2 protein-coding genes are annotated in these 2,028 nt (G+C 72.1%); both read left to right on the top strand.

Translation table 11 applies throughout. The features are described from left to right. The first annotated feature begins 52 nt into the window (after window positions 1-52). On the top strand, window positions 53-1,132 hold the full coding sequence (locus AC5LUJ_RS22330) for a hypothetical protein (protein WP_250283762.1): 1,080 nt from the start codon (window positions 53-55) through the stop codon (window positions 1,130-1,132). Window positions 1,133-1,263: 131 nt separating this feature from the next. Then, on the top strand, window positions 1,264-2,028 hold a 765-nt coding region (locus AC5LUJ_RS22325), incomplete at its 3' end, for a glycine-rich protein (RefSeq protein ID WP_493465678.1).

The following is a 2,028-nucleotide window of genomic DNA, read 5'->3' as shown; positions in this document are numbered from 1 at the left end:
GACGGTGTTGCGCGCACATGTCCGCCGCGTCGAAGTCAGAAAGGGAGATCCGATGAGGATGAGGTCGCTGCGGCATCCTGTCCTGGGAAAAGCGCTGATCGCAGGTGCGCTGCTGGCTGTCACGGTGCCGGGAGTCGCGTACGCCAACACGGTGGGCGTCACCGTGCGAACCCCGGGGGCCACCAGCGGCCCCGGATCGGCCTTCTCCGAGATCTCGACCCACGCGGACTGTAGCGGCGGCCTCATCTCCGGAGGTGGGATCAACCAGGCCATCGGTACCGGCTCGTCGTCGAACGGCAACCATGTGATGGGTACCGAGCCCAGCTCCGACGGCAGCACCGAATACACCGGTTCCACCGGGGCCGTCGGTACCGACGTGACGCACTGGCTCGGTATCGGTGGCAGCGGGGGCGCGGTCAACGCCTCCTTCTCCACCACTCCCTACGCGGTGTGCCTCACCAGCAGTCTGATCAGTCACACCCAGGTGGTCATGAACAAGATTTCCGGGCCCACGTCCGGCTCAACGGTGGGCCTGGTCACCGCCACCTGCCCGGCGAACACGGTCCTGCTCGGCGGCGGGGCGCGTACCACACCGGCCAGTATCGGCAGCCTCAAGCCGATCGCCAGCTTCCCCACCTTCAACAACGCCGGACACGACTACGGCCAGAAAGCCGCGGCCGACGGTGAGACCAATCCGGACTCCTGGACCGCCGTCGGGTGGAACGGCGGCGGAGGCAACAGCAACAACACGACCTACGCCTACGCGGTCTGCAGCGGGAACAACATCGATGTCAGTGGAGTCACCGTGAAAATCCGGTACAGCGAGGTGAGTGGCCCGGCCTCAGCGACCACAGGGCAGACAGCGACCGTGGGCTGCGGTGGTCAGGACGGGAAACTGGTCAGCGGAGGTGCCGCCGTCAGCGGGGGCAGCGTGACGACCACCGACTTCACCGGACCGGGCTCGGGCGGCGACCATCTCAACGGCAGCTTCCCCAGCGATTCCAGCGGCAATCCCGTCGGTGACGGGACCACTACGGCGGCATACTGGACGGCCTTCACCCACACCGGGGGCACAAGCTCGCCGAGCACCTATTCCGATGTCTGGGTGCTGTGCGCCGACGACGGCGTCTGAAAACCGGCAGCACCGGCCCGCGGGCGGGCACGGGCCGAACACGGCCTGCCCGCGGATCACCCATCTCAGCATTCCACCACCTCCGCAGGCCCGGAAAGGCGCCGTCGATTTCCGTGAACCGTCGTTTCATCATGTCCAGAGCCGTAGCGATCGCGGCCGCCGGCGCGACCGGCCTCCTGGCCGCCGTCATGGGGACGCCCCTCGCCGTAGCCGCCGGTCCGGCCGGCGCGGCCGAACCCTGCGGCGCGGGCGGCGTCCTCACCACCTCCCCGCCCACCTGCACCTACACCGCTGCGGGGACGGACACCTTCACCGTCCCGGACGGGGTGACCGCCGTGAGCGTCGACCTGTTCGGTGCCGAGGGCGGCAGCGCGGCCGGCTTCGTCGCTCCGCACCCGCCGAACGACGGCGCGGCCGGCGGGCTCGGCGGCGAGACCCGCGCCACCCTGGCCGTCAGCCCAGGGCAGATCCTCCAGATCACCGTGGGCGCCGCCGGCATCCCCGGAACCTCCCGGCACGGCGAGTTCGCCCGGCCCGGCGGCATCGGCCACGGAGCCGGCGGCGGTGGCGCGCACGGCGGAGGCGGGTCCGGCGGCGGTGGCTCGGACGTGCGGCTCGCCCCCTCCGGCCAGTCCGGTCGGCTCCTGGTCGCGGGCGGCGGCGGCGGGGCCGGTAACGGTGGGCCCCTCCTGCACGGCGGCGACGGCGGCGGTCCCACCGGGCAGGCCGGCGGGCAGGGCGGCGGACCCGCGGGGTCCGGTGTCGCCGGCGGCGGCGCAACCCAGAGCGCCCCCGGGACCGGGAGCCCCAACTCCGCTGCCGGCGGCCCTGGCGCTCCCGGCAGCGACATCGACCCCAACACCGGCCAGCCCAACCCGGGCAGCGGGGGCCCAGGG

This window comes from Protofrankia sp. CiP1_Cm_nod3, assembly GCF_982290655.1.
The sequence above is the reverse complement of the archived record's forward strand: the minus strand, read 5'-3'. Positions and strand labels throughout refer to the sequence as shown.